Source organism: Candidatus Poriferisodalis sp. (genome assembly GCF_965219595.1).
Lineage (GTDB): Bacteria > Actinomycetota > Acidimicrobiia > Acidimicrobiales > Poriferisodalaceae > Poriferisodalis.
Genome location: NZ_OZ244781.1, coordinates 1,518,995 through 1,543,537, shown reverse-complemented (window position 1 = coordinate 1,543,537; position 24,543 = coordinate 1,518,995). Strand labels below are relative to the sequence as shown.

22 protein-coding genes, 1 tRNA gene and 1 pseudogene are annotated in these 24,543 nt (G+C 67.9%); 11 read left to right on the top strand and 13 right to left on the bottom strand.

From position 1 onward, the window contains the following. Window positions 1-30 precede the first annotated feature (30 nt). From ACOQPE_RS06855 to ACOQPE_RS06830, 6 genes and pseudogenes are all read left to right on the top strand, one after another. Entirely contained in the window at window positions 31-1,932 is a 1,902-nt protein-coding gene (locus ACOQPE_RS06855) for an ATP-binding protein (RefSeq protein ID WP_420611084.1), read from the top strand. 163 nt (window positions 1,933-2,095) lie between these two features. Continuing rightward, window positions 2,096-3,214, top strand: a complete 1,119-nt coding sequence (locus ACOQPE_RS06850) for an FxLYD domain-containing protein (RefSeq protein ID WP_420611083.1) — start codon at window positions 2,096-2,098, stop codon at window positions 3,212-3,214. A gap of 47 nt (window positions 3,215-3,261) precedes the next feature. Then, window positions 3,262-3,936 carry a response regulator transcription factor gene (locus ACOQPE_RS06845; RefSeq protein WP_420611082.1) on the top strand — a complete coding sequence of 225 codons (675 nt, stop codon included), beginning with the start codon at window positions 3,262-3,264 and terminating at the stop codon, window positions 3,934-3,936. Next, window positions 3,936-5,483, top strand: coding sequence for a sensor histidine kinase (locus ACOQPE_RS06840; protein WP_420611081.1), 1,548 nt, complete (start codon window positions 3,936-3,938; stop codon window positions 5,481-5,483). The genes ACOQPE_RS06845 and ACOQPE_RS06840 overlap by 1 nt, the downstream gene beginning before the upstream one ends. Before the next feature lie 48 nt (window positions 5,484-5,531). Continuing rightward, a pseudogene (locus ACOQPE_RS06835) lies at window positions 5,532-5,666 on the top strand (FAD-dependent oxidoreductase); the annotation flags it as partial. A 7-nt stretch (window positions 5,667-5,673) separates the two neighbouring features. Next, the gene (locus tag ACOQPE_RS06830) at window positions 5,674-6,903 is read left to right on the top strand and encodes a protoporphyrinogen/coproporphyrinogen oxidase (RefSeq protein ID WP_420611368.1); all 1,230 of its coding nucleotides are present in this window, start codon (window positions 5,674-5,676) and stop codon (window positions 6,901-6,903) included. On the opposite strand, the gene ACOQPE_RS06825 is transcribed toward ACOQPE_RS06830, so the two are convergent. Genes ACOQPE_RS06825 through ACOQPE_RS06805 form a run of 5 tightly spaced genes read right to left on the bottom strand, consistent with a single transcriptional unit; the run spans window position 6,900 to window position 12,456 of the window. Next, window positions 6,900-8,276 carry an amidase gene (locus tag ACOQPE_RS06825; protein WP_420611080.1) on the bottom strand — a complete coding sequence of 459 codons (1,377 nt, stop codon included), beginning with the start codon at window positions 8,274-8,276 and terminating at the stop codon, window positions 6,900-6,902. The two genes, ACOQPE_RS06830 and ACOQPE_RS06825, sit on opposite strands and share 4 nt — an antisense overlap. Next, window positions 8,269-9,030, bottom strand: a complete 762-nt coding sequence (locus ACOQPE_RS06820; RefSeq protein WP_420611079.1) for an SDR family NAD(P)-dependent oxidoreductase — start codon at window positions 9,028-9,030, stop codon at window positions 8,269-8,271. Before ACOQPE_RS06820 ends, ACOQPE_RS06825 begins: the two co-directional genes overlap by 8 nt. Beyond that, complete coding sequence (locus ACOQPE_RS06815; RefSeq protein ID WP_420611078.1) at window positions 9,030-10,043, bottom strand: LLM class flavin-dependent oxidoreductase; 1,014 nt, start codon at window positions 10,041-10,043, stop codon at window positions 9,030-9,032. The genes ACOQPE_RS06820 and ACOQPE_RS06815 overlap by 1 nt, the downstream gene beginning before the upstream one ends. After that, window positions 10,040-10,834, bottom strand: a complete 795-nt coding sequence (locus tag ACOQPE_RS06810; protein WP_420611077.1) for an alpha/beta fold hydrolase — start codon at window positions 10,832-10,834, stop codon at window positions 10,040-10,042. Before ACOQPE_RS06810 ends, ACOQPE_RS06815 begins: the two co-directional genes overlap by 4 nt. Beyond that, window positions 10,831-12,456 carry a class I adenylate-forming enzyme family protein gene (locus tag ACOQPE_RS06805; RefSeq protein WP_420611076.1) on the bottom strand — a complete coding sequence of 542 codons (1,626 nt, stop codon included), beginning with the start codon at window positions 12,454-12,456 and terminating at the stop codon, window positions 10,831-10,833. Before ACOQPE_RS06805 ends, ACOQPE_RS06810 begins: the two co-directional genes overlap by 4 nt. Window positions 12,457-12,679: 223 nt before the next feature. Between ACOQPE_RS06805 and ACOQPE_RS06800 the strand changes: the two genes are divergently transcribed. Next, window positions 12,680-13,297 (top strand): TetR/AcrR family transcriptional regulator, encoded by a 618-nt coding sequence (locus ACOQPE_RS06800; RefSeq protein WP_420611075.1) that lies wholly within the window; start codon window positions 12,680-12,682, stop codon window positions 13,295-13,297. 61 nt (window positions 13,298-13,358) lie between these two features. Here the strand turns inward: ACOQPE_RS06800 and ACOQPE_RS06795 are convergent, their stop codons facing one another. From ACOQPE_RS06795 to ACOQPE_RS06775, 5 genes are all read right to left on the bottom strand, one after another. Further along, on the bottom strand, window positions 13,359-14,072 hold the full coding sequence (locus ACOQPE_RS06795) for an ABC transporter ATP-binding protein (RefSeq protein ID WP_420611074.1): 714 nt from the start codon (window positions 14,070-14,072) through the stop codon (window positions 13,359-13,361). Then, window positions 14,056-15,864 carry an ABC transporter permease subunit gene (locus ACOQPE_RS06790; RefSeq protein ID WP_420611073.1) on the bottom strand — a complete coding sequence of 603 codons (1,809 nt, stop codon included), beginning with the start codon at window positions 15,862-15,864 and terminating at the stop codon, window positions 14,056-14,058. Before ACOQPE_RS06790 ends, ACOQPE_RS06795 begins: the two co-directional genes overlap by 17 nt. Then, window positions 15,861-16,742 (bottom strand): branched-chain amino acid ABC transporter permease, encoded by an 882-nt coding sequence (locus tag ACOQPE_RS06785; RefSeq protein WP_420611072.1) that lies wholly within the window; start codon window positions 16,740-16,742, stop codon window positions 15,861-15,863. The genes ACOQPE_RS06790 and ACOQPE_RS06785 overlap by 4 nt, the downstream gene beginning before the upstream one ends. A 24-nt stretch (window positions 16,743-16,766) precedes the next feature. Next, complete coding sequence (locus ACOQPE_RS06780) at window positions 16,767-18,221, bottom strand: ABC transporter substrate-binding protein (protein ID WP_420611367.1); 1,455 nt, start codon at window positions 18,219-18,221, stop codon at window positions 16,767-16,769. Between the two features lie 355 nt (window positions 18,222-18,576). Then, a complete protein-coding gene (locus tag ACOQPE_RS06775; protein ID WP_420611071.1) occupies window positions 18,577-19,212 on the bottom strand; it encodes an SRPBCC family protein in 636 nt (211 codons plus the stop codon). A gap of 247 nt (window positions 19,213-19,459) precedes the next feature. On the opposite strand from ACOQPE_RS06775, the gene ACOQPE_RS06770 reads away from it, so the two are divergent. Together ACOQPE_RS06770 and ACOQPE_RS06765 are read left to right on the top strand one after the other, a co-directional pair. Further along, window positions 19,460-19,918 (top strand): mobile mystery protein A, encoded by a 459-nt coding sequence (locus ACOQPE_RS06770; RefSeq protein WP_420611070.1) that lies wholly within the window; start codon window positions 19,460-19,462, stop codon window positions 19,916-19,918. A gap of 412 nt (window positions 19,919-20,330) precedes the next feature. Further along, window positions 20,331-20,903, top strand: coding sequence for a Uma2 family endonuclease (locus ACOQPE_RS06765; RefSeq protein ID WP_420611069.1), 573 nt, complete (start codon window positions 20,331-20,333; stop codon window positions 20,901-20,903). Between the two features lie 233 nt (window positions 20,904-21,136). On the opposite strand, the gene ACOQPE_RS06760 is transcribed toward ACOQPE_RS06765, so the two are convergent. After that, window positions 21,137-21,679, bottom strand: coding sequence for a cupin domain-containing protein (locus ACOQPE_RS06760; protein ID WP_419909726.1), 543 nt, complete (start codon window positions 21,677-21,679; stop codon window positions 21,137-21,139). 18 nt (window positions 21,680-21,697) lie between these two features. Continuing rightward, window positions 21,698-23,110: an amidohydrolase family protein gene (locus ACOQPE_RS06755; protein ID WP_419909728.1), complete on the bottom strand. Its 1,413-nt coding sequence runs from the start codon at window positions 23,108-23,110 to the stop codon at window positions 21,698-21,700. Window positions 23,111-23,165: 55 nt separating this feature from the next. On the opposite strand from ACOQPE_RS06755, the gene ACOQPE_RS06750 reads away from it, so the two are divergent. Beyond that, window positions 23,166-23,849 carry a hypothetical protein gene (locus tag ACOQPE_RS06750; RefSeq protein ID WP_420611068.1) on the top strand — a complete coding sequence of 228 codons (684 nt, stop codon included), beginning with the start codon at window positions 23,166-23,168 and terminating at the stop codon, window positions 23,847-23,849. Between the two features lie 202 nt (window positions 23,850-24,051). Here the strand turns inward: ACOQPE_RS06750 and ACOQPE_RS06745 are convergent. Further along, a tRNA-Met gene (locus ACOQPE_RS06745) sits at window positions 24,052-24,128 on the bottom strand. Window positions 24,129-24,241: 113 nt separating this feature from the next. Between ACOQPE_RS06745 and ACOQPE_RS06740 the strand changes: the two genes are divergently transcribed. Next, complete coding sequence (locus ACOQPE_RS06740) at window positions 24,242-24,529, top strand: helix-turn-helix domain-containing protein (protein WP_420611067.1); 288 nt, start codon at window positions 24,242-24,244, stop codon at window positions 24,527-24,529. Window positions 24,530-24,543: the final 14 nt, after the last annotated feature.

The following is a 24,543-nucleotide window of genomic DNA, read 5'->3' as shown; positions in this document are numbered from 1 at the left end:
GAGTGCGGATCCGGCAGCCGCATATCCCGCTTGAGTGCGGCGATCCTCCGCATCAATCGCAGCCTCGAGGTCGCCACGGTGCTCGAGGAAGTGGAGGCAAGCGCCCGCTCCCTCACGGGGGCTCGACTGGGTGTCATGACGACGGTCGATGAGCAGGGAACGGTCCAAGACCTGGTCACTGGCGGATTCTCAGCCAAGAGGCGCCGGCAGATGTTGGACTGGCCGGACGGCCCGCAGTTCTTCGACCACCTGCGGCACCTCTCTGCGCCACTGCGGATTGCGGACGTGCCCGAGTACCTGCGATCGCTCGGCCTGTCCGCGATTCCTGGTGGTTCCACGACGCTGCAAGGCACGCCGATGCTGTACCAAGGCGAATACCTCGGCATCTTCTTCTTGGGCGACAAGCGAGACGGGCGGGAGTTCACCAGCGATGACGAGGAGATACTCGTGCTCTTCGCATCCCAGGCGGCGACCGCGATCGCGAACGCGCGAACGCACACCGCTGTCGAGCGAGCCCGCGCAGACCTCGAAGCACTGGAACGGCAGCGGGCGGAGTTCCTCGAGATGGTCAGCCATGAGCTGCGCGCACCGCTGACGTCGATCAAGGGCTCCGCATCGACTGCGCTCGGCGCGACACCGGCGCCGCCTCAAGCCGAACTGCTCCAGTTCTTCCGCATCATCGACGGGCAGGCCGACCACATGCGCAGTCTCATCACCAACCTGCTGGACGCAGGGAGCATCGATGCGGGCACGCTCACCGTCGCTCCTCAGCCCTCAAGCGTGGTCGAGTTGGTCGATGCGGCTCGCAACAATTTCCTGAGCGGGGGCGGAAGCAACCCCGTCATCATCGATCTCCCGCCGACGCTGCCGCCAGCCTTGGCCGACCCTGAGCGCATCACGCAGGTGCTGAACAACCTGCTGTCGAATTCCGCCCGGCACAGTTCGGCGTCTTCCCCGATCGGGATCGAAGCGGTCCACGAGAACGGCTTCATCGCGATCTCGGTTTCGGACAAGGGCGAGGGAATCGCGCCGGAGCGGCTGTCGCACCTGTTCGAGCGACGCTCCCGCCTTGCAGAAGGGACCGGTTTGGGCTTGGCCATTTGCAAGGGCCTGGTGGAAGCCCACGGTGGCCGGATCGAAGCCCGCAGCGACGGACCAGGTCATGGCGCGCGCTTCACGTTCACGATTCCGGCCGTTTCCAGCGAATCGGTTGCCGCCACCGCCGAGCCGCGCACCACCGAACCCCCAGAGGCTGAGGCATCGATTCTGATCATCGATGATGACCCTCACGCCCTGTACATGATGCGAGACGCTCTCTCGGCGGTCGGTTACGCACCGTTGACGGCAGGGGACTCGCACAAGCTCGCCCAGCTCGTCCGAGCCGAGAAGCCCGACCTTGTTCTGCTCGACCTCATGCTCCCCGACGCTGACGGCATCGAACTGATGAACGACACGCCCGAGCTCGCCGACATCCCGATCATCTTCGTCTCCGGTTACGGCAGAGACGAAACGATTGCACGGGCGCTCCACAACGGAGCTGCCGACTACATCGTCAAGCCGTTCTCAGCCATCGAACTCGTCGCGCGGGTCCAAGCCGCGCTCCGCGGGCGTACGCAACCCCAGACCTACCGGCGAGGCGACCTCAGCGTCGACTTCGCGCGGCGCCAGGTGAGCTTGGCCGGCCAGGCGATCACTCTCACCGCCACCGAGTTCGATGTGCTGCGAGTGCTCGCAGCCAACGCTGGAGGGGTGGTGACCACCGAAGTCCTCCTGGAGAAGGTCTGGGGCCACTCCGACTCGCGCCACTCCGACCGCATACGAGCAGCCGTTCGGAAGCTGCGGGCGAAGCTCGGCGACAATGCCGCGAGGCCGGCTTACGTCTTCACCGAGCACGGGATCGGCTACCGCTTGGCCGCTCCCAGCGACACCTAGACCGACGCTGCCGTTCCGACGGCTGCGGCCCGAGCCCTGAACCGCTGACGGGCACGGCACGGGCATGCGCGCACACTTCGGATTCGGGGCAGCACTGACACATTTGTGACACAACTCGTTCTTACGTTGCGCAGCCAACAACACCTCACGAAAGGAGACAGCGATGAGGTGGCTGCGGCAGCGGATGAAGAAGGTGATTGCGGGAGTGGCAGCGGCGCTGTTGCTCGCCGGGGCGGCGCTGGCCGGCTGCGCTTCGGACGATGATCGGGAATCGGGAGAGCAGCACGCGGAGCGAGAGCAGGGCGAGCACGGCGGCGAAGGCTCCGGCGAACACGGTGGCGAGGGCCGCGAAGGCAGCGGCGAGCACGGCGGTGAAGGCTCCGGCGAAGGCGAAGGCGAAGGCGAGCACGGCGGCCAAGGACATGGCGACAGCATCCGCGAGCGCAACGAGGCGGACATGTCGAGCCCGATCACCCCGCTCGACCAGCCGTGGACGGGCAATCTTGGCGGGCTGGAGGTGGACGCCTGGTTCGAAGAGGCCAGCCAGACCGCCTACACCACGGTGCGGAACACCACCGACCAGACGCTGTGCTTCGTGCAGTCGGAACCGCACCTCAAGTCGGGCACGCGCACTGTCGGCGAGCTTGGCCCCGACCGGCTCGGCGACCTGAAGCCTGGCCAGGAGACCATGTCGGTGCTGTCGGTGTCGAGCGAACCCGCCATGGACGGCGTGTCATTCGACGGGTACGTCGTACACCTCGAAGTGTTCGACTGCGGCGGGCCTGGGCCCACCCCCCACAACGGCGAAGGCGGCGAAGAGCACGGCTCAGGCAGCGAAGGCAGCGGTGAGCACGGCTCGGGCGGCGAAGTCAGCGGCGAGCACGGCGGTGAGGGCCGCGAAGGCAGCACGGCAGCGGCGCTGGCGCCGGAGGACACCTACGACGAGACCCGCTACGGCGCTCGGCTGATCATGAGCTACGACGCTGCTGCCAACGCGTTCACGGGCACTGTCGAGAACACCACCAACCGTGTCCTCACGAGGGCCAGGGTGGAGATTCACCTTTCCAACGGCACCGAGCTGGGCCCCACCACGCCCACCGACCTGGCACCGGGCCAGGTGCTGCAGATCCGACTTCCCTCCACCATCGCCCCGTTCACGAGCTGGACGACCCACGCCGAGATCGGCAACGAAGAGCATGGCTCGGGCGGCGAGGGGCACGGTTCGGGCGGCGAATCAGGCGGTGAACACGGCTCCGGCGGCGGCGAGGGCAGCGGCGGCTAGCGGCCTCCGCAGCACCACATCATCCCTGCGTGAAGAAAGATGGTGTCATGAGCGGCCGAGTGCTCATCGTGGAGGACGACCGCCGGATCGCCGAGTGGGTGCAGACCTACCTCGAACGGGCCGGCTTCACCGCCGAGATCGCCCGTGACGGCCGGGCAGGCCTCGACACGGCCCGCAAGACCAAGCCAGACCTCGTCATCTTGGACCTGACGCTCCCCTACCTCGACGGCGTCACGCTGTGCCAGACCCTGCGGCGGGAGTCGGACGTGCCGATCATCATGCTGACCGCCCGGGAGGCCCCCGCCGACCGCATCCGAGGGCTGGAGAGCGGCGCCGACGACTACATCGTCAAGCCGTTCGAGCCCGACGAAGTGGTGGCCCGGGCACAAGCGGTGCTGCGGCGGGTGCACGGCACCGTGCAGGAGATATTCACCCAGGGGAACATCTCGCTCGACGAGACCGCCGGCACCGTCACCGTGGGTGGGGAAGCCGTCACGCTCACGCAAGCCCAGTTCGCCCTGCTCGCGACCTTCATGCGCCACGCCGGCCAAGTGCTCAGCCGCGACCAGCTCATCGAGCTGTCGTTCGACGAGTTCGACGGCTTCGACCGGGCCATCGACACCCAGATCGCACGGCTGCGCAAGCGGATCGAGCGCGACGGCACCCAGCCCATCCAGACCGTGTACGGCGCGGGTTACCGCTTCGTAGCCGTGGAGGAGTGATGTCGCTTCGCTGGCGCATCCTGGCGGCCACCACCGCGGTGGTGGTGCTGGCGGTGCTGACCAGCGTGGGCGTGGCCTACTACGCCACCCAGTCTCGCCTGGACCTGTTCGTCGGCCAGATCGGCGAGCGCGAGGCGCACCGGCTGGCACAGGGCCTGTCGCGTGCCTACACCGACGCAGGCGGGTGGGCCACTGCGGAGGACGAGCTGGGCGACGCCGGCTTCGGCCTCGACCGCTCGCCCGGGGAGTCGCACGACGCGGGGGGCGAAGGCGCCGGCGGCCACGCCGAGGGAGGCGAAGGCAGCGGTGCGGAAGCCGGTCATGGGGGCGCCGGCGGAGAGGGCAGCCATGAGGGCGGCGGCACCGAAGGCGCCCACGTCGAGTTCGTGCGGGTGGTCATCACCGACGTCGACGGCCGCGTCATCCTTGACAACGCCGCCGAGCTGTCGCCCGGAAGCACCGGCGACGGCTTGGGCGGCCATCCCGGCACGGTCATCGATCTGGCCACCGGCGAGACCGTCGGCCACGTGCGCGTCGACACCAACCACGAACTGCTCTCGAGCGAGTCGCACGGATTCCTCAGTGCGCTGCTGTACATCACGCTGGTCGGCGCGCTGGTGACCGCGGCGGTCGCCATGCTGATCGCCGCCTGGTTGACCAAGCGGATCACCGCACCGGTCACGGCGCTCACCCGGGCCGCCGAAGGCATCGCGCGGGGCAGCACGTCGCAGCTCCCGGTGACCTCGTCGGACGAGCTGGGCCAGATGACCTCGGCGTTCAACCAGATGTCGTCGGACCTGGATGCGCAGCGCGAGCTGCGGCGGCGCCTGATCGACGACGTCTCCCATGAGCTGAACACGCCGCTCAGCGTGATCCAGCTCGAAGCCGCGGGGCTGCGCGACGGGCTGCAGACGCCCGAGCGGGTGAGCGGGCACATCATCGAGGAGGTGACCCGGCTGCGGGGGCTGGTCACCGACCTCAACTCGCTCGCCGAGACCGAACTCGGCGAGCTGAGCCTCACGCTGGAGGCGACCGACGCCAGCGAACTGCTGGAAGCAGAACTCGGCCGCTGGCTGCCCCAGGCCGAGGCCGAAGAGGTCTCGCTGTCGCTGGACCTGGCCGACGACCTGCCCGAAGTGCAGGTCGACCGCATGCGGATGAGCCAAACCTTGGGAAACGTGCTGCGCAACGCCATGAACAGCACCCCCGCCGGCGGGAGCATCGTGATCGCCGCAGCGTGTGAGACCGGCAGCGCGGACCGGGACTCGCAGCGGGGCGCGGACGCCGGCGCAGCCAGCGACATGCTGGCCATCTCGGTCATCGACGACGGCATCGGCATCGGTGCCGACGACCTGCCGCAAGTATTCGAGCGCTTCTACCGAGCCGACAGCTCGCGAGAGGCGGGAACCGCCGGCACCGGCCTGGGCCTGGCGATCTCGCGCGCCATCATCGAGGCGCACGGCGGCACCATCGACGTGGCAAGCGAGGGCCTCGAGCGCGGCGTCACCGTCACCATCCGCCTGCCCTGCAGGCCGCCACAGCCATAACGTTCAATTGCTGCGAGCGCCTGCAGCCGCGAGAGGGGAGCCCTTCGCATGAGCACCGAGCGGGTTGTCATCGTCGGCGGGGGTTTCGCTGGGCTCAGCGCTGCCTACACGCTGATGAAGCGGGGCATCACTCCCCTGCTGCTCGAGGGTTCCGAGCGGGCGGGCGGGCGGGCGCGGCAAGGGCGAGCAGATCGACGGCTTCTCGGTGGACATGGGCGCCTTCGTCTTCACCGCCACCTACGACACCGCCTTCCGCATCTGCGAGGAACTGGGCCTGCCGCTGGTGCGTTCGCAGATGAAGTTCGGTCACCTCCGCGGTGGGCGGTGGGTGACCACTTCACCCGAGGGGTCGCTGGGGAGCTTCGTGCGGCAGCTGCCTGCGGCCATTGCCCTGGGCTTCATGTCGCCCGCCGGGTTCCGGTCGGGCACCAAGGTGATGCGCCAGATCCACCGCCAAGCGGACTACATGAGCTTCGCCGGCGACAGCCCGCTCGCCGAGATCGACGACGACGAATCGTTCGGCGACTACCTGCAGCGGCTCGGTGTGCCCCACAAGCTGCAGGTGACGCTCACCGGTCCGCTCAAGATGGTGCTGGGCAACCCGAGGCCGGCCGGCCAGGCGCTGATGCGGGCCTACATCGGCGAGACGATGCTGAGCGGGGGTGCGGTGTCGATGCCCGAGCGGGGCATCGGCTCGCTCAGCGCAGCGCTGGCCGCGAAGTGTGCCGAGGCCATCCGGGTCGACACGCCCGTCAGCAGGATCGTGGTCGCCGACGGGAAGGCGACCGGCGTGATCGCCGACGGCGAGACGATCGATGCCGACGCGGTCATCTGCGCCGTGCCCGGCACGAAGGTTGCCGATCTGGTGCCGGAACTGCCAGCGCCGGTGCAACGAGCGCTCGGCACCATCAACTACTCCACCGGTTGCCGGGTGGTGATCGGTGTCGAGGGCTCGCCGCTGCCTGAGGGCTGGCATGGCGCGCTCTACCCCGAAGACGACGACGCCCCGCTGCTGATGGACCGGTCCAAGTTCCTCCCTGCCTGCGCGCCGCCGGGCAAGAGCATTCTCGACCTGCTCATCGGCCGCGACCGCGCCAAGGAGCTGATCCCGCTCGACGACGAGACGATCAAGCGCGAGCTGCTCGCCGCCGCTCGTCGCAATGCGCCGCCGGGCTCCGCCCTTCCGGGCGACGACGAGGGCGTGTTCTTCCGTGTGTACCGCTGGGAAGAGGCGCTGTGCATGGGGCTGCCCGGCATGCTCGCCGCCCTGGCCGATGTGCCCGGACAGCTTGCGGGCAACATCGACAACCTGTTCCTGGCAGGCGACTACATGGGCATCCCGTCGGTCAACGGCGCCCTCTCCACCGGCGAGAGCACCGCCAACCAGGTCGCCGACCTGTTGACGTCCACCGCCCGCTAGGCGCTGACGCCAGCTGGCAGGCGAGTGAAGGGGCGCACGTTGAGCGCCGTTTCGAGCTGTTCGGCGACGGCCAGCAGCTCGTGGTCGCTTCCGTGGCGCCCGACAAGCTGGATCGCTGCCGGCAAGCCCTCGACGAACCCGGCGGGCAGCACCACCGCAGGATGCCCGGAGACGTTGAACGGCACGGCGAACGGGAAGGCTCCCCACAGTTTCGACACGGATTCGCCGGCGATGGCCGACGGCCGGCATCCGAGCTCGAACGCGGTGGTGGCAGTGGCGGGGGTCGCAATCACGTCGTAGTCACCGAACCAGCGGTCGACACGTTCGCGGTACATCGCCAGGGCTGAACGGGCCGCCGCGACAACAGCGGGATCGAGCCGCGCCGCTGCCGCGAGCGACCGGCGGCAATACCAGGTCAGCTCGTGGGGGCCGCCCAGCACATGCCCGCGGCGCTCGCCCTCGTCGGCCAGCACCAGCGGGCCGAAAATCTCCTCCCAGCCGCCGAGATCGAGGTCCACCGGGTGCACGTCGTGCCCGCACGACGCAAGCGCGTTCACCGCGGCCGTGGCCACGTCGGCGACGCCGGTATCGATCGGCCGACCCTCGGGCTTGGCACACCAAGCGACCCGGCGGGGTGCCGCGTCGCCGAGGGCGTCGGAGGCACTGCTGCCACCGTCGGAAAGCACCTCGTGCATGCGGCGGGCATCGGCGACGCAGCGCGCCAGCGGGCCGACCGAGATGAACGGGCTGAAGGCACGGAACCCTCCCTCGTCGGGGACAGTGCCGTAGGTGGGCTTGAATCCCACGAGGCCGCAGAACGACGCAGGAATGCGGATCGATCCGCCCCCGTCCGAGCCGAGGCCGAGGGTGCACATGCCCGACGCAACCGAGGATGAGGCACCACCGCTGGAACCACCGGCAGTGCGACGAGGGTCGAACGGATTTGCCGTGTCAGGACCCAGCAAGTTGTCAGTGGTGGCCGATTGGCAGAACTCCGGCACGTTGGTCTTGCCGACAAAGACCGCCCCAGCCTGGCGCAGGCGACGAACGGCACCCGAGTCGTGCGGCCTCACGTCGTCGGCATGCGCCAGCGAACCGAGCGTGGTGACGTGCCCTTCGAGATGGAAGGCGTCCTTGATCGACACCGGCACCCCAGCCAGCGGACCGGCAGTGCCGCCGCGATACGCCTCCTCGGCGGCGACGGCCTGCCCACGGGCCAGCTCCCAGGTGGAGAGGACGACCGCATTCAGCAACGGGTTGAGGCGGGCGATGCGCTCCTGCGCCTGTTCACACACCTCGACCGGCGACAGCAAGCCGCTGCCGTACGCGTCGATGAGCTGGCGCACCGGCCACCACAGGGGTCCCTCATCCACGAGCCGACACGCCGCCCGAAACCGTGAACACTTCGCCGGTGACGTAGCTCGACTCGTCCGACGCCAGCAGCGACACCATGGCCGCGACATCGTCGGGCTGGCCGATGCGACCCAGGAATGCCTTCTCGGCGAGGTAGCTCGTGAAGAACTCCTCTGGGTAGATCCTGCGCAGGAAGTCGTTGTAGATCAGGCCCGGAGCGATCGCATTGACCCGCACTCCGTGGGTGCCGTTCTCGGCGGCGGCCACACGGGTGAGCGCGAGCACGCCGGCCTTGGCTGCGGAATAGGCCGCGCCGTGCTCGGCCGACATCTCCCAGGCCGCGATCGACGAGATGTTGATGATCGAGCCGCTGCCTGCGGCGATCATCTGCGGCAGCGCAGCGCGCATGCACACGAACGTGCCGGTCAGGTCGACGTCGAGGCAGCGCTGCCACGTCTCCACCGACATCTCGGCCACCGGCTCGATCTTCGACCAGCCTGCGTTGTTGACCAGCACATCGAGCCTGCCCTTGGCCGCCGCTGTCTCCGCGATGACGCGCTGCACCTGGGCGTGGTCGGTGACATCGAGGTGGTACGCGCTCACCGGCCGCCCGACTTCGCCGGCGAGCGTCTCGGCGAACTCGTGGCAGCGGCGCTCGTGAGCGTCGGTGACCACCACGTCGAAGCCGTCATGGGCGAGCCGCCTCGCAGCTGCAGCCCCGATGCCGGCGCCGGCAGCTGCGGTCACCAGCGCCACTTGCGTCTCCGTTGTCATCAGCCTTCTCCCCCTGCTTCGACGTTGGCGATGAGATCGTCGGCCAGTTGCGCGAGGCGTTGCTCGCGGCCGCCCGACAGCAGCGCGAACGTGATCCGGTCGATGTCGAGCTGCCAGAGCTCACGGATCCGTTCGACGCAGGTGTCGCGGCTGCCCGCGAGCGCCACCGACGTGACGAACTCGTCAGACACGATGTGCTTGTGCTCCGCCTGGAGCGACAGGTGGTCGACCAGGCCGTACGCGTCTGCAGCGCGCTCGAACTCGGGGCGGAACCGCTCCCACGCAGGCGGCATGCGCTTCCACGGGTGGAAGGTGGCTGCCTGGCTGACGGCCCAGGCCCGCACGTCGTCGAGAGCGGCTTGGCGGTCCTCATCCATCGACATGGTGACGAACAGGTCGACGGTGAGCTCTGATCGATCACGACCGGCTGCGGCCAGCCCCTGGTGGATGAACTCGAGCTGCCACGCGCAGAACTCGGGGTCGGCGGCGCCCATGAGCACGATGCCGTCGCACGTCTGTGCGGCGAGCTGCAGCATGGCGGGCTGCGACACGGCCAGGTAGATGGGGATCTGGCGCGTTGCAGTGGCCAGGCGAACCTGGCTGCCGTAGAGATCGCATGGCTCGCCGCTGAAGAGCTGCCGGAACTCGTCGATCCCCGAGCGCAGTTCGGCCACCTTCGACGGCGCACCCCCAGCGCCAAGCACCGCTGACCAGCCCGCGCCGAGACCCAGCACGGCACGGCCGCCGGACAGCTCGTCCACAGCGGCGGTGGCGTTGGCGGTGACAGTGGGGTGACGGGTGACCAGATTGGTGACGCCCGCACCGATGAGCACCTTGTCGGTGGAGATCGCAGCCAAGTTCATGGCGGCGTACACGTCCTTCATCCCGAGCTGGAAGTCGATGAACCACAGCGCCTCGAAGCCTCGCTCGTCGATGGCCCGCGCCAGTTCGGCCGTGCGTTCCAGCGGCTCGCGGGGGCTGACGCCCATCGAGATGCCGTAGCGGCGCTTCATGCTGACTGCCTCTCGCCCAGAAGCCTGGCGATCAGCGTGCCGTAGGCATCGGGCTGGTCCACCGAGATCAGATGGCCGGCGCCGGCTATCTCGTGGTAGCGGCTGCCGCTGACACCCTCCACGATGATGTCCGATGCCCGGCGGGGGCAGAAGACGTCGTCCGACGCCCCGATGATGTCCACGGGAATCTCGACGTTCTCGAGCAGCGGGTTGAGCGGCTCGGACCGGATGCCGATCATCGCCCGGGCTGCGTTGATGTAGCCGCTGCCGTCGCCGATGGCATTGAGCCGCCTCGCGGTCACTGCGTCGATGTCGGACGGGGTGACGATCTGGGCGGCCGTGTCGTCGCGCAGTCCGGCGGCGAATCCGCTCGCGTCGCCGGTTTCGAGCTGGGCGATGCGTCCCGCGAAGAACTCGGCCGCAGCAGAGCCGACCACCGACGAGGTGGCAATCGCGATCAGGTGGCTGATCAGGGCGGCCGGCTCCGTCGCTGCGCGGAGGCCGATGGTGCCGCCGAGCGAGTAGCCGACCACTGCGGCCGGGCCGGTCACCTTGCGCAGGAACGCATCGAGATCGCCGCTGAGCTGCGACAGCGTGCCGGTGCCCTCTCCGGCTGTCGTCTGGCCATGGCCGCGGAGGTCGAGCGCGTACACGGTGAACCCGCGGAGATGGTCGGCGACGCCGTCCCACGACTGATGATCCTCGGCCAGCCCGTGCAACAGCACCACCGGCGGCCCCGAGCCGTGTCGGAAGTAGTTGACCTCGATGTCGCCTAGCTCGACGGAGCTCATCGGTTCGTGTCCCGGCTTGGGCCGGCACTGCTGCCGAGCGTCGTTTCGGCCGTGCCGGCGGCGGCCACGAGCTCATCGCGGAGCTGCTGCTTGCGGATCTTGCCCGCCGCTGTGCGCGGGAAGCCGTCGACCTGCACCAGCCGCTCGGGCCAGTAGCGACGCGGCAGCCCCTGTTCTGCGCAGAAGGCGAGCAATTCGTCGAGGCCGAGCGCAACGCGGGCGTGGACGGCAGCGCAGATGCGCTCGCCGAGTCGTTCGTCGGGCCATCCGATCACGGCCACGCCGACCACGTCGGGATGGGCGGCGATGGCATTCTCGGTCTCCACGGGAGAAATATTGACAGCGCCGCGGATGATCAGGTCCTTGAGCCGTCCGGTGATCGACACGTAGCCGTCGGCATCGATGCGGGCGAGATCGCCGGTCCGGAAGAAGCCGTCGCCGACAATCTCCGCGGCATAGAGCTCGGGCTGGCCGTAGTAGCCGTTGAACACGCCCGGGCCGCGCATCACCAGCTCGCCGCTGCCCGAATCGCCCAGCGCTCCCTCGGCGTCGAGGATGCGCAGTTCCAACCCGGGCAGTCCCACCCCCACGGTGGTCTCGAGCTGCGACTCGGTGGACGTGCTCACACAGGTGGTGAGGCCGCCTTCGGTCATGCCCCACAGCGGGGTGACGAACGTGTTGGGCAGTTCGGCGCGGCAGCGCCGGATGAGGGCGGGCGGCACCTGGGCGCCGCCGCAGAGGAAGCTCCGCATGGATGCCAGCTTGGGCTCGCTGGCGTCCCAGTGGGCATTCGCCAGGTCCAGCAGGAACGGTGTCGCTGCTGCCGTGAAGTCGGCCCGGTGTCCGGCCACCAGCTCCAGCGCCACGCCGGCGTCCCATTCGTCCTGGAGAATGAGCGGCGCGCCCACGTACAGCGACAGGCGGCAGCCATGAATGGCGCCGACGCTGTGGCCGAGCGGGGACGGCATGAACACCGGCGTGCCCTGGCTGAGATCGAAGCGCTCGGCGAACTGTATGTTGAGCGCGGCCAGCGAGTCTTCGCTGTGGCTCACCGCCTTGGGCGGCCCGGTGGTGCTCGAAGTGAACATCAGGTGTGCGGTGGCCTCGGGCACCTCGGCGGTGGTGGTCGGTGGTGTCGGCGGGCCGTCCGGCTTGAGCCGACTGCCCTCTGCCGCGGCCACGGCGATGGGCTCGCAGTCCGCCGCAGCGGCGGCTCGCCGGACGGCTTCTGCGGAGCTGCTGCCTCGGTTCTGGCCCTCGCAGACCACCAAGGCCGGCCCGGTGAGCTCGAAAATGTGGCGCAGATGGGCCTCGGGCGTGGTGACGGGCGTGGTGGCCGGCACATGGCCCGCCCTGAGCACCGCCAGGAACATCACCATCCAGTCGGCGCAGTTGGGCAGGTGAATCACGACTGGCCGCCTGGTGGTGCCGGCGAGCGAGCGAACCTGCTCGGCAGCCTCGCCGGCTGCGTGCCACAGCTCGGACCGTGTCATGGAGTGGCCACCGCTGACCAGCGCAAGCTGGTCGCCGCCCTCGCCGACGTGGCTCTCGAACCGGTCGATCAGCCGGACACCCGTCCACCATCCGGCGAGGCGGTAGTGCTGCGCCCGGTTGTCGCTCACGGCGCTCCTCCGTTCGCCGCGAGGTCCGTTCTCGGGAGTATTGCAGGCTCGTCGAGCGTTCACTAGAGCGACTTCGCTTTTACTTTTAGGGTGCGCCAGCCGTGCGGATAGGCTGGCCCGCCGCGGGCCTCCTGACCCGAGACGAACCGCACACGAATCGCTGACACGGGGATCAGTCACGTGCCTCAGACCGTACGCAGGCCTTCGGGCCGCCGAAGCGACCATGGCGATTGAACCCACCACTCCGAAGGGTCGCCGGACACGGCAATCGATCCTCGATGCAGCATCGACGGTCTTCACCAAGGACGGTTACGTCGACGCCCGCATGAGCGATGTCGCAGCCGAGGCCGGTCTCTCGCTCGGCGGCCTCTACCGGTATTTCGAGAACAAGGAAGACCTGTTCAGCAGCGTGATCCGCGACATCCACGAGGAGCTCTTCCGGCGGAGCAGATCCTCGACGCCGATCAGCGACGACCCCGAGGCCGCGCTGTTCGAGGCCAACCTCGGCTACCTGCAGCACTACCACGACAACAGCGGCGTGATGCGTGCGTTCATCGCAGCGACCACCGTGGAGCAGCGCTTCACCACGATCTGGTGGACCATGCGCGAGCGTCACGTCGCCCGGTTCGTGCACGCGATCGAGAACGACGACCGTGTCCGGCTCGACGGGCTCGACCCGGCCACGGTGGCCCGGGCCATGGCGTCGCTGGTCGAGCAGACCGCGTACACCACGTTCGCCCACGATGCGCTCAACACCACCACGGTCGACGTGGAGACGGTGGCGCGCATCGTGACAAGGGCCTGGCACCGGAGCTTCTACGGAGAGCCCGACGAGGCCTGAGGCAGCCCTGGCGGCGGTGCCGTCGTGGGTGCCGCAGTTGGGCGTACGTGGGGCGAGCATCTCAGAGCTCTGAGCCCAGGTAGGCGGCCGCCAGCCGTTCGTCGGCCAGGAGTTCCCGGCTGGTGGCCTCCAGCGACACCTCGCCCGACTCGAGCACATAGGCCCGGTCGCAGACCTCGAGCGCTTGATGGGCTCGTTGCTCCACCACGACCATTGCGGTCGTCTCGCTCTGCATCAGGCGCGTGACGCCCTCGAAGATGTCGTCCGCGGCGCGTGGCGCCAGCCCCATCGACGGCTCGTCGAGCATGAGCAGCCGGGGGCAGGCCATCACCCCGCGCGCCACCGCCAGCATCTGCTGCTGGCCGCCCGAGAGCGCGCCGCCGTCGCGGCCGAGCATGTCGGCTAGCGCCGGGAAGATCTCGAACACGAGCTCGCGTCGCTCGTCGTGCCGGTTCTGCGCAGCCGCGCGGTGGCTGCCGAGCCGGAGATTGTCGGCCACAGTCATCGACGCGAAGATCATCCGCCCCTGGGGCACGTGCACGATGCCGGCCTCGACCCGCTTGTGCGGCGCCTGGGCGAGCAGGTCCCGTTTGTCGAAGCGGATCGACCCGGAGTCGGGCACCACGGTGCCGCTGATGGCTTTCAGCAGGGTGGTCTTTCCGGCGCCGTTGGGACCCAGGATGGCCACGTGCTCGCGGGGCCCCACGCGGAAATCAACCGATCTCAAGGCGGGGATGCCGTCGTAGCCGGCGGACAGGTCACTGATCTCGAGCACGTTCCATCCACTTCGAGCCGAGATAGGCCTCGATCACACGGGGGTCGGACACGACGTCGTCGGGCGAGCCGTGGGCAATGATGTGGCCTTCGTCGAGCGCCACCACCGATTCGGCGTAGCGCACCAACGACCTCACCGAGTGCTCGATCACCACGATCGCCGTGTGCGGCGCAACGAGGTCGTCGACAATCCCGAAGAACCTGTCACGCTCGGCCTCGTTGAGACCTGCGAGCGGCTCGTCGAGCAGCAGCAGATGGGGCTCGCTCACCATGGCGCGGGCCAGCTCGAGACTCTTGGTCTCGGCGACGGTGAGAGCGCTGAGCGAACCCAGCGCCTTGCTGGTGAGGCCGACCCGTTCGAGCATCGCCATCGAGGCATCCACCGGGTGCCGCACCGAAGCACCGATCGCGGCGACCACCACGTTGTCGAGCGGCGACATCAACCCGAAGCCCTGAGGCACCTGGAACGTGCGCGAGATGCCGAGCTCGTAGCGCCGCGGGGCGCGGAGCCGGTCGATCGGGATGCCCTTGAAGCGGATCCGCCCGGCATCGGCGCGCAGGTGGGCGGTCATGATGTTGAACAGCGTCGTCTTGCCGGCGCCGTTGGGGCCGATGATGCCGACCCGCGTGCCGGCGGCAACCGTGAACGACACGTCGGACAGGACACGGTTAGCGCCGAAGCTCTTGGCCACGCTGTCCACCTCGAGCACCGGCGCCTCGCCCGCTTGCGGCAGCACCACCGGTCGCCGGGGCCGGCGCGGCACGCTCAGCAGCGGCGACGGCCGTGGCGGGGGCGCCACGACACGCTGCAGCGACTGCCGTACCGGCGACCCCGGCGTCGACCCGAGCCGTGTTGCGAGCCAGCGACAGCCCCGTCCCGCAGCAGGCAGGATCCCGCGCGGTATCAGCAGCGCCACCAGCACGAGCGCGGCGGCATAGACCAGCTCCTGCGCGCCGGGCACGGCCTCGCCGATCGAGTCGTCGAGGAACATCGCCAGCGGGATGAGGAACGCCGCGCCCACGACCGGCCCCCACGTCAGCCCCACGCCGCCCACGAACGCGACTGACAGCATCACGATGACAACGGTGATGCCGAAAACCTCCTCGGCGACTGTCACCCGCAGCACGGCCTTCACCCACAGCACGGCCATGGCCGCCGACAGCGCTGCCGAGATCATGAAGGCAGCCGACTTCCACGCCACCGTCCGGATGCCGACCGCGCGTGCCAGCACCTCGTTGTCACGGATGGCCCGCAGAGCGAATCCGAACGAGGTCACATCAATCAGCTCGCTGATCAGCAGCGCCACGATGAGCATCCCCAGGCCCACCCACACGTAGGTGTGCGCGTTTGAGAACTCCATGAACTTCCACTGGTTCTCCGGATGGAACGGCACCGTGAGCTCGGGCTCGCCGTAGTGGGAGACGAGCAGTTCCAGGATCAGCGGGAACGAGATGGTGGCGAGCGTGAAGTAGAAGCCCTTCAGCCGGAACGTGGGCAGGCCGATCACGAAGGCCACCACTGCGGCGGCGCCCATGCCGATGGCCATGCCGGTCCACGGCGACATGCCGCCCTCGCGCAGCAGCACGGTGAAGCCGTACGCGCCGATGCCGACGAATGCGCTGTGCCCGAGCGAGATCTGCCCGGCCTTGGCCATGAGATTCCAGGCCACGCCGGCCAGCGCCCATACCACCGCCAGGGTGAGCACCCGCACATGGAATCGCTGGTACAGCCAGCCGTTGAGCAGCGCCACGGCCGCGACCAGCACGACGAACGGGATGAGGCGTCGCGTCATATGGCCCGTTGGACCTTGCCGAACAATCCGTTGGGCCGCACATACAGGATGAGCAGGAACAGCGCGAACACCCAGACGTTCTTCACCGCCGCCGACGTCCAGACCTGCGACACCGACTGGATGATCCCGATGAGCACTCCGCCCACGAAGGCGCCGCTGACGCTGCCGAGCCCGCCGAGCACCACTGCGGCGAACATCACCACCACGAACCGCAGGCCCACGAACGGCGTGATGCTCTGGAACGTGACCAGAGCCGCTCCCCCCACTGCAGTCAGCGCCACGCCCACGCCGAACGCGATGCGGTTCGTCCGGTCGATGTTGATGCCCATGTAGGTGGCGGCTTCCCAGTTCTCCGACGCGGCCCGGATGGCGCGGCCGGTGCCGGTGCGGTTGAGGAACAGGAACAGCAGCGCTGCCACCAGCAGCGACAGCAGGAAGGCGTAGAGGCGGGCCCGGCTGATGAAGATGTCGCCGATGAAGTCGCCCGTGTTGGCGTACGACGGCGCCACCACGCGTGGCTCCGAGGAGTACCTGATGAGGATGAGGTTCTGGAAGATCAGCCCGAGCCCGAGCGTGAGGATGACTTGGGCGTCGTGGTTCTCGTGCCGCCCGATCACGAAGCGGATGAACAGCCAGTGGATCGCCATGCCCAGCAGCAAGAACACGGCGAAGATGCCGGGCATGGCCAGGAACGGGTCCATGCCGATTCCGCCCGCGAACAGCGCCCACGAGAGGTACATGGCCAGCATCATGAAGTCGGCCTGGGCGAAGTTGACCACGCGCATCACGCCGAAGATCAGGCCGAGCCCCGAGGCCAGCAGCGCGTAGACGCCGCCGATGAGGATCCCCGGTACGAGGAACTGCAGGAATTCAGTCATCTGTGGGCGGGGTCGAGCTCGGCGCTACTCCCACACCGGGTCGCAGATTGCGAACTCCTCCGGATAGACGGTGCACGGGATGAGCCTCCCGTCCACTTCCTGCCATTGGGCCGGCACGCCGAAGTGCTGGTCGACGCGGCCGGTGGCGCTGAAGCTGATGGCTGAGGCCGGCATGAGATCCACCGCGACGCCCTCGGTCAGCTTGACGGTGTTGAACGCCTTGGCGACGGCGGCCGGCGATGGGTCGCCGGACTGCTCCAGCACGGCGGCGATGAGGTGGACCACGAAGTAGCCGCCGATGTGGTCCTGGCGGGCGTAGGGCTGGTCGATCGCGGCTGCCAGCTCGTCGAACGCGTCGCTGCCTGCCAGCGGGTTGGCATAGACGAAGGTCGACAGCCCGGCCACCTCTGGGCCCAGGTCGGCCCATGCGGGCAGCAGGCCCTGGCCGCCGTTCTGGATCACCGGTGCGGTGACGCCTCGGGCGATCAGCTCGTTCTGCAGGCCGCTGACATCGCTGAATGCGAATGCGATGTTGAAGATGACGTCGACGTCGGCGTTGGCGATCTTGGTGGCCACGCCGGAGGGATCGTCGAGCCCGCCGGGCGCCCACGTGTCGGTGACGGCAACCTCGATGCCCCGATCGGCGAACTCGGCCAGTAGTGCCTGTTGCAGCGGCACGGCTGCGGCCGAGGTGGAGCCCACCACTGCCACGGTCTCCATGGTGATGCCTGCCTGGTCGAGACCGGGCTGGATCGCGTCGAGGATGAGGCCCTTGATGGCCGATGCCGGCGGCGAGTAGCCGAACACGTGGGTGAAGCCCTCGCGGTCGGTGACCGAATCGGCGAAGCTCTCGGTGACGAACGGGATGCCGGCTCGCTCGGACACCTCGGTGGCGGCCAGGCTGAACGACGACAGCCATGATCCGGCGATGGCCGACACGTCGGGCTCGTCGTCGAGGAGGCGCTCGACGGCGGTGGCTGCCTCTTCGGCGGAACCGCCCGCGTCGTAGATGGCGAGCCGCAGCGTGGCGTTGCACAGCGACTCGATGCCGCCGGCTGCGTTGATGTCCTCGACGGCCTTGCTGGCGCCGGCGATCTCGGCGCTGCCGACGAAGCTGAAGGTTCCCGACATCGGCCAGACCGTGCCGATGACCACCTCGTCGACGCAGTTGCGCTCTTCGACGGCTGCGGCGGCGGCCGCTTCGGCTTCTGCCTCGGCGGCTGCGGCGGCTTCGCGCGCCTCGTCGAGCTGCTCCTCGAGGTCGGCGACGACTTCGGGGTCGACGCCTTCTGCGGCCTCGGCCTCGGCCAGGGCTGCCTCGGCTGCTTCGGCCTTGGCAGCGGCCGCTTCGGCTTCCGCCTGGGCGGTTGCCGCGGCGTCCTGTGCCTCTTGGAGGGCTTCGGCGTCGGCGGTCGAGTCGGTGTCTGTGTCGTCGGCGCATGCGGCCGCGAGCAGGCCGGCTACGGCGAGCAGTACCACCAGCAATCGCCACTTTGCTGCAGGTCGCGTTCGGTTGCGGGGCCGGGTTCTGGGCATAGCCGCTCCTTGGGCCGCCAGGGCCGGTCTCCGGCTGTCGCATTCGACCGACCGAGATCGATGTGCGCCCGACACTAGGCAGCCCCGAACCCCAAGTCAAGAGACTGATATCGCTTTTTTTATAGTGTCAACTATTGAACGCCAATCGTCCCGAGATGGCAGACTCGCCGGCTCGTCCGCCACGCCAGAGTCCATGGTCGGCCGATCCGCCGACCTGCATGACATCTGCGTCCACGCCATGGACGATTGACAATCAATAGGCGCAGCGGCGCTCAGAGCCGCGAGCGGTTGACGCCGTCTAGGGGCTGTCGCTGCCGGTGTAGAAGGCCAGGGTGCGCGCTGCGGCGGCGCGTGCCTGGTCCGGGTCGCCTCCGGCGGCGATCTCGGCATCGGCCCACGCCGCGCTGCTTGCGGCCATGAACTCTTTGAACGGGCCCACGAGGTCGGGGTCGGCTGGATCGAGCTGCGGCGCGTCGGGTGCAGCCAGGTGCTCGGCGATGCCGAGCAATGCCATTTCCCACCCGATGCCGGTCGCGCCTGCGCCGAACTGGTCCCAGAATTCCGGCGGTACCTCAGCGGTGTGAGCGATGGTGAGGTCAGTGCCGTCCCCGATCTGGATCAGCGTCGCATCGACCCAGCTGATGTCGCCCCCGTATTCCCAGGTCACCTCGATCAGTCGTGGTTTGTCGCAGGCAAGGATCTCGCCGCTGGCATTGCCCTCGATGTCAAACCTGCCCCCGACCCGAAACTCCCCGCTCGTCGGACCCAACCAGACTCGGATCCGATCCGGCGTGGTTAGCACGTCCCACAACTCGCCGGGCGCAACATCGAACGTCCGCGACACAGCCAGCACCCGCATCTGCCGGCCATCGCGGCTCGTCGCAGACAGCAAGCGCCGCACCGCCCCGATGTCTCCAGCAGGCGTGAACTTCATGGTGCCGATCTATCAGCCTTTCCCGACATCCGCCGCCGCCAAGCAATCGGCGACATCATTCGCTGACGCATCGAGCACAGCCCGGTCGTCAGCGACACCCCGGTGGTGCTCGCAGTCGCTGCACGAGTCGAAGGACAAGTTGTGAGACGGATCAGTATAACAATATATAAATTGTCATTAAACTCATTTCTCACTATATTTACATTGTGTCAATACTTGCTATTGGCAAGGGCCTGTGAGGACGATCATGAAGAGTCAACGAGCTGTCGCCCGCAACCGTCTCGACGCGCGCCTCGCGGGCGTGCCCGATCTGGCGCGGCCGAACAAGGGCTGGATCCGGGCGCTGCGCGACGCCCTCGGCATGTCCGGCGCCGACCTCGCGCGCCGCATGGGGGTCAGCCAGCAGCGAGTGCCGGCGATCGAACGCGGTGAGCAGGACATGACCATCAAGCTCGACACGCTGATGCGTGCGGCTCATGCACTCGACTGCAAGCTCGTCTACGCGCTTGTCCCCCGCACCAGCCTCGACGACATGGTCCACGATCAGGCACGACGTCGAGCAACCGAGCATGTGCGCCGCGTCACCCAGCACTCCCTTCTCGAGGATCAACAGCCCACAGACGCAGACCTCGCCGAGCAGATCGAAGAACTCGCTGCGGAGCTCGCCGAGCGACGCGGACTGTGGAGCGACGCCCAGAACCAATGAGCGATTGGCAGTTTCCCCAAGACAGCGGACATACCCCGCTGTCCGAAGAGGACCGGCAGGGTCTTCTGCTCAGTCATATCGCGACCCGCGACGACCTCAACGACGCTGAACAGCGCAACATCACCAAGGCACTCCGGCGCCGAGCGACCGCCTCCACCTGGAGACTGACGCGCTCCGGTGCACATACCTCAGCGCGCTGCGCACCGCGGACCGCGGCGACATCTCCCCACTGCTCAGCTTCGCCCGCAGCTGACTCATGGCACCCAACAACCCACGATCCCGCTGGGTGATGTCGGGAGCAACCACCGAACCTCAAGTGGCCGTGACCAGTCCGGGCCGCCTTGGAGTTGCTGGCCGATAATCGCTTGGACCTACGATTGGACAGGGTTAGGTTCCGCGGAGACCGATGACGATGACCGAGGCGAGAGCTGAAACGGCGCTGCTGACCGCAGCCGACTTGCTGCGGCTCGACGGCTCCGGCGTACGTGGCGAACTCATCGAAGGGGTGTTCTGCGAGACGATGTCGGCGGGCCAGATGCATGGAGCGATCGTCATGCGGTTAGGCGCGCGACTGGTCGACTTCGTGGCGCCTGCTGGCCTCGGCACCGTGGTCGGCTCTGATTCGGGGGTATTGCTCGAACGCGATCCCGACACAGTGCGAGAGCCCGACATCGCGTTCACTTCCGCCCGGCGGCTGGCTGTCGGGCAGGAGCTGGCGGGGTACGCCGAAGTCGTGCCGGATTTGGTGGTCGAGGTGGCCTCGCCCAGCGAGCGCCGTGGCGAAACGCACGACAAGGCTCGCATGTGGCTCAGCTTCGACGTGCGGTTGGTGTGGGTGATCTATCCCGAGTCACGCTCGGCCCGGGTCCACCGGCTCGACGGACCGGTCGAACTGCTGGCGCCCGAGGCTTCGCTCGACGGGCACGACGTGCTGCCCGGTTTCAGCTGCCCCCTCGCTCAGATCTTCGCCGAACCCGGCGATTGAGGCAACGCTCCCCCGCCGTGACCCGGTGGGGACGTGCAGCAACTCACTCCCACCCCTTGGTGGCGGGGGCAGGATTTGAACCTGCGACGCACGGTTTAGGAATTCCCGCCCGCCGGTGCGGTCCGCTCCCGTCGAGTGCCGGGTTGTGCTGAGTTCTGCGGGAATCCGCGGAGGGGGGGTCCGGCTGGTCCCGGGCTGTGCCGGCGAATCGTGAGAAGTCCGTTACCCAAGCGTTACCCAGGCAGGCCGTTGTGGGTGGTGCCGATGAGCGTGACCACGATGACCGCGGGTTCGTCGAATGGGTTGCGCCATGCGTGCCGGGTGCCGTTCTGGACTACGGCGTCGCCAGGGCCGAGTTCGACGGCCGCTCCGTCGTCGAGTTCGAGCACGACGCGACCCGACACGACGTAGTCGAAGTCGATCGAGGCGGTGGTGTGCATTCCCGGGTTGTCGGGCTCCATGTGGCCGGCCAGGCCGGGCAGGCGCTCCTCCATCTCCGCCGCGGCCGCCTCGAAGTCGATGTCGTCGAGGTCGACGACCTGGGTCGGCGGCACGGTGAAGGTCGCGAACCGGATCCCGCCGGTCGGCGGGAAGTAGTCGTGACTTGGTCGTGGTTGGCCGGCGTCGGGGAACTCGGGGATGGTGTCGGCGCCCCAAATGCGGCGGAACTCGTACCCGGGGGCGACGGCGGACGCGATCGGTTCTACGACCTCGTTGATGGTGAAGACGGCCTTGCCCTGTTCGTTGTGGCCGGTTACGACGCGTCTCGTGTGCATGAGCTGACCTTTCTGGCTCTACTCGCCCTCGATGATGGCGAGCTGGTTGGCGATCGCCTCGAAGGACTGGGCGTTGAGGAATCCGCCGGCGTCGTCGATCGATTGCCGGAGGTACTGGGCGGTGTCGGTCACGAGACCGCGTACCTGTTCGAGATCGTGGGTCAGTCGTCCGCTGCGTTTGCGCCACGTGCCACCGACCATGACCGAGTCGACGACTCCGGGGTGGCCTTGAAGCACGACGTGGCCGGCCGCGTCGGCGCCGGTCCAGCCGCTCATCGAGATGTCGGTGCCGTCGAGCAGTACGAGGTCGGCAGCCATACCCACGGCGATACGGCCGACGGTTGCCTCGAGGCCGCACGCTCGCGCACCGTTGACGGTTATCCACGCGAGCGCGTCGCCGGCCGCAACCGTGGTGCCACTGAACATCTCGCCGGATGCGATGCGGGCCTCGTTGGCCAGGGCCCGTTCGACCTGGAGCGCGAGCCGGGCCGCGAAGAACATGTCGCCGTTGTTGTTGGAGACGATGTCGGTGCCGATCGTCGGCGCCATGCCGGCGGATCGGACCTTCTCGGTTGACGACATGCCCATGCCCATCTGGAGTTCGGTCTCGGGGGTGAAGACCACCGACGCACCGGAGGCCGCGACGGTCTCCCACTCTTCGTCGGTGCTGAAGTTCATGTGGACGAGCAAGACATCAGGGCCAAGCAACCCCCGGGGACCGAGGTGGTTGCCCACCTCGTGGCCGCCGGCGGTGCTGTTGACGTGATGCATGATGCGCAGCCCATTGGATCGGGCGAACTCGTATTGATCGGGCACGTCGACGGGCCGCGCTATACCGAACTCCTCGGGGCAGATGCCCATCGTGATGAGCGGATGGTCGGCCGCCGCGGCGGCGAGATCGACGAGCCGCGCCGCCCGGTCGGCATTGGATCCGTAGCGGTCTGCGCTTCCCGGCGGGACGTTGAACCCCGCTCCCCACCACGCGCGGATCCCGGACTCGGAAAGGCCCCGCAATGCGGCCGCGCCGTGGGCCGGGCTCAAGATGTTGTGGCTGTAATCGGCCACCGTCGTGACGCCGCAGCTCAACGCGTCGAGCGCCCCGGCCAACTGCGCGATGTAGAGATCTTCGGGCCGGTACGCGTCGGCGGCCGTGGTGCGAATGCCGATCACATAGTCCATGAGCGACCAGTTCGCCGTCACGCTGCGCAGCGGAAGCTGCCACACGTGACGGTGGCAGTCGACCAGCCCTGGGATGAGGATCATCCCGCGAGCGTCAACCCGCTCCGCATCACGTGTTGTGGCTTCGTCGACCGACCCGACCGCGCTGATGGAACCGTCCCGGATCAACACGTCGCCCACGACCGTGCCCATCTCGGCGTCCATCGACACGATCGTGGCTCCCTTGATGACCACCGCAGCGTTCTCAGCCATGTCGTCGACCGTAGTAGTTCGAATATGGGCACGCCCCCTGGCCTGCCTTCGGTGATTGGCGATTAACGCCTGCACCCCGCGCAGCTGGCGCAAACCCCCACCAGGACTCAAAGGCGACGAGCTCCAGCAGTTCTACACAGAACGAGCCCAACGACTCGCGCTGCGAGTCCACGCGCACATCGAAGGCGGCGCCAAGCGGCTCTCGTCGCCCACCCGAGACGGACGGCTCAACATCGACCCCGACCAGAACGCCGGACCCAGTCAACAGCCGCTGTACCCGCCGCCGCCGGATCTCACCAGCATCTTCAAGAACCTCCCCCAAGGCATCCTCCACCAAGGACTCATCACCGCAATCGTCGAAGACCTCGACTACTTCCAGTGGCCACCATGGGGCACACCGCTGCACGACCAGGTCTACGGACAGCGCAATCCCGCCGAGAACATCTTCGCCCAGATCAAAGACGAGAACGGCCTCTCCAAGAAGGTCAACCGCATCATGGGCATCGCCGCCCGCCACATCATGTGCCTCGCACAAGCCGTCTGGTACAACCTCAAACTCTCCCGCAACGGCGAAGCACAACTCGAAGCGGAACTCACAGCCGCAAAACAAGCTCGACGAGCCGCCAACAAGGCACATCCCCCAAACAACACACCCCAAACGCGGCAAGACACCGACCAACCGGCCTCAAGCCCGCCGACCGGCGAGGCACCCGACTCGCGCGCACGACCACCCCCATAGCGGACCGGCGGCCCGCCAGCGAAGCAGACGGCCACGAAGCCGTCTGCTTCGTCGCGTGCGTCCACACGCACCTCACCGCCTAACGAACGCGAACCGGCAAGACAAGCCCTGAACACGGGCCAATACGCGCAAAATCGGGCCAAAATGGCCCGATTTCGGTGCAACTGGCCAACACAAATGGGGTGCACTGGCCAAGACCCCTTGGTGGCGGGGGCAGGATTTGAACCTGCGACCTTCGGGTTATGAGCCCGACGAGCTTCCAGACTGCTCCACCCCGCGGCGAGAGCGATAACCCTACCAGTGGCCTCCCGACGCCAGCAAGGTCGCGGTTCTCCCATTGGCAACTCCTATGGTGAATTCCCCATAATGGGTTGAGGAGGGATGGCCTACCTATGTCACTTCCCTACGAAGAGGTCGTCTCAGCACGCCGGGCACGACTTGCCCCTGAGGTCGCAGCCCAGGGCGAGGTGTTCGCGCGGGCGTACAAGATCGCGATGCAGGTCGTGGATCTGCGTGAGAAGCACGGCTTGACCCAAGGCCAGCTAGCTGAACGCTGCGGTGTGAATCAAGCCGACATCAGCAGGATCGAACGCGGCTCCACGAGCCCGACGGCGCGCACGCTTCAGCGGATCGCTGACGCCCTCGATGCCGACATTCGGCTTGTAGCACGCGCCTCCTGACTAGGGTCGAAGCC